10 protein-coding genes are annotated in these 6,163 nt (G+C 69.3%); 6 read left to right on the top strand and 4 right to left on the bottom strand.

Translation table 11 applies throughout. The annotated features are described in order from the left end of the window. Positions 1-445, bottom strand: a 445-nt coding sequence (locus A5701_RS06870; RefSeq protein ID WP_156669962.1) for an AMP-binding protein, incomplete at its 3' end; no start/stop codon positions are given. A 9-nt stretch (positions 446-454) separates the two neighbouring features. Next, positions 455-1,153 carry a hypothetical protein gene (locus A5701_RS06865; protein ID WP_067750098.1) on the bottom strand — a complete coding sequence of 233 codons (699 nt, stop codon included), beginning with the start codon at positions 1,151-1,153 and terminating at the stop codon, positions 455-457. 165 nt (positions 1,154-1,318) lie between these two features. Between A5701_RS06865 and A5701_RS06860 the strand changes: the two genes are divergently transcribed. From A5701_RS06860 to A5701_RS06835, 6 genes are all read left to right on the top strand, one after another. Further along, positions 1,319-1,801: a carboxymuconolactone decarboxylase family protein gene (locus A5701_RS06860; RefSeq protein ID WP_067750096.1), complete on the top strand. Its 483-nt coding sequence runs from the start codon at positions 1,319-1,321 to the stop codon at positions 1,799-1,801. Positions 1,802-1,814: 13 nt separating this feature from the next. Continuing rightward, on the top strand, positions 1,815-2,438 hold the full coding sequence (locus tag A5701_RS06855) for a nitroreductase family protein (RefSeq protein ID WP_067750093.1): 624 nt from the start codon (positions 1,815-1,817) through the stop codon (positions 2,436-2,438). After that, positions 2,438-2,932, top strand: a complete 495-nt coding sequence (locus A5701_RS06850; RefSeq protein WP_067750091.1) for an SRPBCC family protein — start codon at positions 2,438-2,440, stop codon at positions 2,930-2,932. Before A5701_RS06855 ends, A5701_RS06850 begins: the two co-directional genes overlap by 1 nt. Positions 2,933-3,061: 129 nt before the next feature. Further along, positions 3,062-3,631: a hypothetical protein gene (locus tag A5701_RS06845; protein WP_231969174.1), complete on the top strand. Its 570-nt coding sequence runs from the start codon at positions 3,062-3,064 to the stop codon at positions 3,629-3,631. A gap of 43 nt (positions 3,632-3,674) precedes the next feature. After that, complete coding sequence (locus A5701_RS06840) at positions 3,675-4,655, top strand: FAD-dependent oxidoreductase (protein ID WP_067750089.1); 981 nt, start codon at positions 3,675-3,677, stop codon at positions 4,653-4,655. Beyond that, positions 4,652-5,434, top strand: coding sequence for an enoyl-CoA hydratase/isomerase family protein (locus A5701_RS06835; RefSeq protein ID WP_067750087.1), 783 nt, complete (start codon positions 4,652-4,654; stop codon positions 5,432-5,434). The genes A5701_RS06840 and A5701_RS06835 overlap by 4 nt, the downstream gene beginning before the upstream one ends. A 4-nt stretch (positions 5,435-5,438) precedes the next feature. Here the strand turns inward: A5701_RS06835 and A5701_RS06830 are convergent, their stop codons facing one another. After that, complete coding sequence (locus tag A5701_RS06830) at positions 5,439-5,840, bottom strand: phage holin family protein (protein WP_067750085.1); 402 nt, start codon at positions 5,838-5,840, stop codon at positions 5,439-5,441. 58 nt (positions 5,841-5,898) lie between these two features. Further along, on the bottom strand, positions 5,899-6,138 hold the full coding sequence (locus A5701_RS06825; protein WP_067750103.1) for a hypothetical protein: 240 nt from the start codon (positions 6,136-6,138) through the stop codon (positions 5,899-5,901). Positions 6,139-6,163: the final 25 nt, after the last annotated feature.

Here is a 6,163-nt window from a genome sequence, read left to right as displayed (position 1 = left end):
GGCCGTGCTCGGGGCGGCCCGCATCGGCGCCGCGGCCGCGCTGATGAATCCGGCGCTGACGCCACCCGAGCTCCGCGCCCAATACCGTTCGCGCACCGGCATTTCGGAGCCGGTCGGCGTACGGTTCCCCCGCGACGGCCACGTCGGCACAGCCCGCGGCCGTCAATAGGCCGCGGAGCTCGGGTGGCGTCAGCGCCGGATTCATCAGCGCGGCCGCGGCGCCGATGCGGGCCGCCCCGAGCACGGCCGCGATCGAGAGCAGGCTTCCGCCGTCGACCACGGCGACGCGTTGGCCGGCCACCACACCGCGGTCGGCCAGGCCGGCGGCGCAGCGGCGCACGGTCGCGGCCAGCTCGCCGTAACCGATCGCGGCCCCATCGATGATGAGCGCCACGCGAGCGGGGTCAGCCGCCTCGGCGGCCTCGAGCATTGTTCCGATATTCATGCGCGCGGCTCAGTACAGGGGTGACCACGCGGAGGTGCGCAGCAGGCGGCTGGTCCACTGGTCCCGCAGGTCGAGGGCGTCGTGCATCCAGGTGCCCGGGGCCCGGTATTCGGCGGGAATGCGGGTCTGCAGCAGCGCCAGAAGCCGTTCGGGCCGCTCGATGCGCTGCATCAGGACGACCTCGCGATGCAAGTGGCTGCCCAGTGCGGGCTGAAAAGCCGCCTGGATCAACAGCATTGACGACGGCCGGTCCAGGCTTTGGGCGTACACGTCACCGCTGCGCTCGATGTATTCCTCGAACTTGCCCGGGAAGGGCCACATGGTGTCTTCCATGTAGAGGCTGAGTTCGTGCTCCTGACCGTCGACCGGCACCTCCCCCAGCGGCAGCTCCCGCAGCGGCGACCACGGCAGTGGTGCCATCAGCTTGGCCTCGACGTCGTAGCGCAGTTCGTCCAGCTCGCGCATCCAGCCCCGCAGATCGCCCTGTTGCACCCGCAGCGCCAGGCGCTCCCACGCGGCGCCGTCGCGGACCGCGGTGACGGTCACGACGGTGTAGGACGGGCCGCTGCCCTGGGCGTGGTCGGCGTACCAGAGCAACCGGGCGTCATCGCCGGCGGCGAGCATGGGCAGCCAGCCCCGCCGGAAGGCGGCCTCGAAGTCGTCTTCGCAGCGGCCGCGGACCTTGTGCACCTCGTGCATGAACAGCATGCCGAGACCTCCCACCGGGCGCGCTCGGCCGTGAGCGCCCCCGTCCAACGGACGCTAACGCCGTGGAGTTGTCGTGTCCATGGGCGGTTTTGCGGCACCCTGGACAGCCGGGGGGCGAACTGGTTTGCTCGACTCAGTAACTACCTCACCGGGCAGGAGTCGCCGATGGCCCGTCTCACCGTGCCGGATGGCCCGGGCGGCGAAGCCGCGATGATCTGGACGCTGCGGCCGCAACTCGGCGACATGGTGGAGCGGATGATCCGGGGCGCCTATCAGCAGAGCGTGTTGCCCGCCGACGAGCGCGAGCTGGCCAGGATGCGGATCGCGCAGATCAACGACTGCGTCGCCTGCTCCGGATTCCGGGCGCAGTCGGTGCTGGACGCCGACGTCGCAGCGGAGCTCTACGACCACGTCGCCGCGTACGCGAGCTACCCCGGCTACACGCCGCGCCAGCGGCTCGCGATCGAATTCGCCGAGCGCTTCGCCACCGACCATGCCTCCCTGGACGACGGCTTCTTCGAGCGGCTGCGGGAGTCCTTCTCCGACGCCGAGATCCTCGACCTGACCCTCTGCGTCGCGGTGTTTCTCGGCCTGGGCCGGTCGTTGACCGTGTTGGGTGTCGATCAGTCCTGCGCAATCGATCTCTAGTGAGGAACACCGGATGGACCTGGCCACGGTCGACGAACTGCTGACGACGACGCGGTCGGTGCGCAAGCGCCTCGACCTCGACCGCCCGGTCGGCCGCGACGTGATCCTCGAATGCATCCGGCTCGCGATGCAGGCGCCCACCGCGAGCAACACGCAGGACTGGCGGTGGCTGGTGATCACCGATGCCGACAAGCGCGCCGCGATCGCCGAGATCTACCGCAGCGTCGGTGCCGAGTATCTGGCGCACGCCGCCAAGGAGGCGTCGGACCCCCAGACCCGGCGGGTGTACGCCAGCGCGTTCGCCCTGACCGACACGCTGGGCAAGGTTCCCGTGCATGTGATCCCCTGCCTGGCCAACCGCATCGACAACTCCAACCTGCTGGTCGCCGCGTCGGCCTGGGCGTCGATCATCCCGGCGGGCTGGAGCTTCCTGCTCGCCCTGCGGTCCCGGGGGCTGGGCTCGGTGTGGACGACGATGCACCTGGCCAAGGAGCGGGAGGTCGCCGAGCTGCTCGGCATCCCCGACACGGTCACCCAGGCCGCGTTGTTCCCGGTGGCCTACACCATCGGCACCGACTTCCGGCCCGCCGCGCGCCCGCCCGCCGAGACCGTCACGTTCTGGGACGGCTGGGGCTGATGCAGTCCTACACCGTGCGGTTTCACGTCGACGCGCCACCGGCGAAGGTGTGGCGGGTGCTGCATCCGCCCGCCCCGCCCGACGCGCCGCGGCCGCGCGTCCTCGAGTGGCCCGGCGGCAGCATGGAGATCCTCAACGAGGGCAACGAGGCCGGCGAGGGCCTGGTCCGCACCTGCGTCTACGAGGTGCCCAAGTACCTGCTGTCGGGCGGCCGGGCGCGGTCGTGGGAAACCGTCACGGAGGCCGAGAAGAACAAGCTGTCGCGGTACGTGGCCGTCGGCGCGCCGCTCTGGTCCCGGGCCGAGGGCTACCACCGGCTCGACGAGCAGCCGGACGGGACCACCGTGCTGACCTTCCACGAGACCTACCACGCCTACAACCCGGTGCTGCGGTTCCTTCTCGAACGGCCCGTGCACGCGCGGATTTCTCGCGACAACCTCAAGACGTACGAGCATGCGCTCGGCTATGCCGGCCGCGTTCGGCGCCTGACTTAAAGGTTCCGACCAGGGCTAACGTGCCCGACGGGGGTGACCGGCGTATGCCGCATTGTGTGATTTACGGTGCCCGCCCCGGTACGCTGGCGTGCTATGGGGTTTGAGGCTGGTGTTCCTACCGCGGCACGGTTGGCCGTCGCGGGACTGATGATCGCGGGTTGGACCGCCTCGGCGGGGTTCGCGGGGGCCGACCCGGACCAGACGCCTGCGCCGTCACCGTCGCCGGCAGCCTCGCAGGGGCCCCCACCGGGCCCGCCTCCGTCATCTGCCTCGCCGGCGCCCGCGCCGGCCGCCTCGTCGGCGCCCTCACCCGCGGCCTCCCCCGGAGCCTCACCCGCCGCCACACCGGCACCGGGACCGAAGACGACGATCGACAAGGACGGCATCTACAACGTCGGCTCCGACATCGCCCCCGGCATCTACAGCTCGGGCGGCCCCGTCAACAACGGCACCTGCTACTGGAAGCGGACGGGCAACCCCGACGGCAACATCATCGACAACGCGATGAGCAAGAAGCCACAGGTGGTGCAGATCGACCCGACCGACAAGGCGTTCAAGACCTCGGGTTGTCAACCCTGGCAGCTGACCCCGGACGCCGCCCTGCCCCCCACCGCAGCGCCCGGCAGCGTGCAGGGCACGCTCGGGATCCTCAACGGGTTGCTCGGCGGTCAGGGCGGGCAGCAGCCTCCCCATTCCTGACGAGCGCTGACGCGATTTCGCCCGGTTTCGTTACGGTGGCGCCGTGGCCAATGCGCAACAGATCGTCGTCGTCGGTGCGGGAGTAAGCGGGCTGACGTCGGCCGTGTGCCTGGCCGAGGCCGGCTGGCCGGTGCGAGTCTGGACGGCCGCCCTGCCGCAGCAGACGACGTCGAAAGTGGCCGGCGCGGTGTGGCTGCCGCCGCGGCCCGCGGAGCGGGCCGGCGACACCCTGGCGTGGACCGCGCACTCGCTGCGGGTCTTCAGCGAACTCGCCGACGATCCCGGCTCCGGCGTCCAACTGGCCCCGGCGATGGCCGTCGGTGAATTGACGGCCACGGAGGCGATGTCGTCCGCGGCGGCGCTGATCCCCGACCTGCGGCCGGCCGATCCGGCCGACCTCCCGGACGGCTTCGGCAACGGCTTTCGAGCCACGCTGCCGATGATCGACATGCCGCACTATCTCGACTACCTGACCCGGCGACTGGCCGCGGCCGGCTGCGACATCGAGGTGCATCCGGTGCGGTCGCTGGCCGAGGCCGCCGACGCCGCGCCGATCGTGGTCAACTGCACCGGCCTCGCCGCGGGACGACTGAGCGGTGACGACAGCGTGCGCCCACTGTTCGGCCAGCACGTGGTGCTCACCAATCCCGGTCTGCGCCAACTGTTTCTGGAGTTCGACGGCGGCCCGGAATGGACCTGCTATTTCCCCCATCCTCAGCGGGTGGTGTGCGGCGGCATCAGCGTCGCCGGGCGCTGGGACACCGCCGCGGATCCCGATGTGACCGAGCGAATCCTGCAGCGCTGCAGGCAGATCGAGCCCCGCCTGGCCGAAGCACAGGTGATAGAGATCATCACCGCGCTGCGCCCCGACCGTCCCACGGTGCGGGTGGAGGGCGAGCCGCTGGATGGTGCCCACGGCGAGGCTTGGTGCATCCACAACTACGGCCACGGCGGCAACGGCGTGACCTTGTCGTGGGGTTGCGCGCGCGACGTGGTCCGGCTGGCCGGCCAGGCGGCGCAGTGAGCATCGACTACGCGCTGGACGCGCACATCGCCACCATCACGATCAACCGTCCCGAGACGCGCAACTCGCTGGACATGGCGCATTTCCGCGACCTGGCCCACGCGTGGGAGGCGTTCCGCGACGACGCCGACGCGTGGGTGGCGGTGATTACCGGGGTGGGGCAAGACTTTTGCACGGGCGCGGACCTGAAAAAGTTCATTCCCGAACTCACGGGCGAACTACCGCAGCCGGAAGGGTGGAACAAGGAAGACGCCATTCACGCCGTCCTGCACCGGTTTCCCGTCTACAAGCCGATCGTCGCCGCGATCAATGGCACCTGCGTCGCGGGCGGCTTCGAGATGCTGAGCTCCACCGACATCCGGATCGCAGTACCCGCCGCGCGATTCGCGGTGATGGAGCCCAAGCGCGGCCTTTTCGCCGGCGGCGGTAGCACCGTGCGACTGCCGCGGCAAATGCCCTACCCGTTGGCGATGGAACTGCTGCTGACCGCCGACATGGTGGACGCGGACCGCGCCCTGGCGATGGGGCTGATCAATCGGGTGGTGCCGCCGGAGCGGCTGATGGACACCGCGTACGACTACGCCGAGCGCATCGCGGCGAACGCACCGCTGGCGGTGTACGCGACGAAGCAGTCCGCCGTCGAGGGGTTGGCGCTCGACCTCGAGTCGGCGTATGACAACGAAACCCGGCACAGCGACCGCATTTTCGAGACGCAGGACGCCAAGGAGGGGCCGCGCGCCTTCGCCGAAAAACGACCACCGCGCTGGCAGGGCCGCTGAGCCCTCAGGCCCGGGTGCGGCGGCCCACGTCGCGAATCACCAGCGACAGCAGCCAGCTCACGATGGACAACACGATCGCCGCCCAGATCGCCGTCCACCAGAAGTGATCGATCTGCAGACCCCAGTGCGTGGTGTGCTCGGTGATGCGGGCGGTGAGCCACAACATCAGCGCGTTGACGACGATGTGGAACAACCCAAGGGTGAGGATGTAGAGCGGGATGGACAGAATCTGGACGATCGGCTTGATGAACGCGTTGACCAGACCGAAGATGACGGCGACGACGAAGATGATGCCGACCCGCTCCAGCCTCGTGTCACCGCCGACGAACGTGATCCCGTGGACGAACTTCGTCACCAGCCATAACGCGAAACCGGTCAGCGCGGCGCGGAGCAGAAAGGGGCCCATGCCCACGATCCTCTCACCACCGGTGCGAGAACGGCAGCCCGTTCAGCTCACCGCCGAGCTAAGCGTCACCGCGCTGCGACGCCAAGTGCTTCACCATCTGGCAGAGGTTGACCACGGCGGCGCTCAACTTGGCAATCGTGGCGTCCCGATCCGCCACACATGACTGCCAGTCGGGAAACTCATGCGGGGGTTTCTGGTTGTCCGCGTTGAGATGGATTTTCTCCTCGATCTGGTCGCACACGTCCGCGAGGGTCAATTGTCCCGGCGCGCTGATGTCGGAGAACCATTTGTCAGCCATGCAGAACCTCGTCTCGACGCAAATT

The organism is Mycobacterium sp. E3305 (assembly GCF_001666785.1).
Lineage (GTDB): Bacteria > Actinomycetota > Actinomycetes > Mycobacteriales > Mycobacteriaceae > Mycobacterium.
The sequence above is the reverse complement of the archived record's forward strand: the minus strand, read 5'-3'. Positions and strand labels throughout refer to the sequence as shown.